1 protein-coding gene is annotated in these 928 nt (G+C 77.8%); it reads left to right on the plus strand.

Annotated features, from left to right (window positions below; translation table 11 throughout):
• Positions 1 to 22 precede the first annotated feature (22 nt).
• A complete protein-coding gene (locus tag E1300_RS54180) occupies positions 23 to 817 on the plus strand; it encodes a PH domain-containing protein (protein ID WP_503104958.1) in 795 nt (264 codons plus the stop codon).
• The last annotated feature ends 111 nt before the right edge of the window (positions 818 to 928 follow it).

The following is a 928-nucleotide window of genomic DNA, read 5'->3' on the forward strand; positions in this document are numbered from 1 at the left end:
CGCCCCGCCGCTCGGCGTCGCGGTGCTGGCCTTCCTCGCGGGTCAGCCCTGGGTCGGGTCCGGCTGCGCGGTCCTCGCCGTCCTGGCGGTCCCGCTGGGGCTCGACCGGTACCGGCAGCTCGGCCACGGCACCGATGGCGCGCGGCTCAGCGTGCGGTCGGGCTCGCTGCGCCGCCGCCAGGTCGTCGTCGAGCACACGGCGATCGTCGGCTGGCGCGTCCGCCGGACGCTCTTCCAGCGCCGCCTCGGCCTCGCGACCCTCGTCGTCGCCGTGGGCGCGGGCGAGGGCGGCTACCCGGCGACCGACATGGCCGAAGCGGACGCCGTAGCCCTGGCCGCCGAGATCACCCCAGCCTGGGTCCACCCGTTCCTGACAACCGCCCCACCGCCCGCGACGGGAGAGCCTCCAACAGACCCAGGCACGCCACCGGCCCCTCTAGATGGGCCTCCGCCCGCCCCGGACGGACCTCCGGTTGTCCCGGGTGGACCTCCCGTTGCTCCTGGCGCGCCGTCGGACGCCCCGGGCGGATCTCCGGTTGCTCCTGGCGCGCCGTCGTCTGCCCTGGACGGGCCGTCGGACGCCTCCGGTGGACCTCCGGCCGCTCTGAGCGGGCCTCAGGCCGTCCCAGATGAGCCGCCGACCGCTTTGGGCGGGCCTGCGGTTGCTCCTGGCGCGTCGTCGGGCGCCTCGGACGGGCCGTCGGTCGCCCCGGGCGGATCTTCGGTTGCCCCAGGCGCGTCGTCGGCCACCCCGGGTGAACCCTCGGCCGCTTCGGGGGAGCCGCCGGTTACTCCGGGCGGCGCGCACCGAACATGATCTCGTCCCAGGACGGGACCGAGGCGCGCTTGCCCTTCGCCTTGCGCCGGCCGCGCGCCGGACGCTGCGCCGGGGCCGGGCCGTCCGCGGCGGCCGGTGCGGCGGGCGGGG

Source organism: Actinomadura fibrosa (genome assembly GCF_900659615.1).
Classification (GTDB): Bacteria; Actinomycetota; Actinomycetes; order Streptosporangiales; family Streptosporangiaceae; genus Spirillospora; species Spirillospora fibrosa.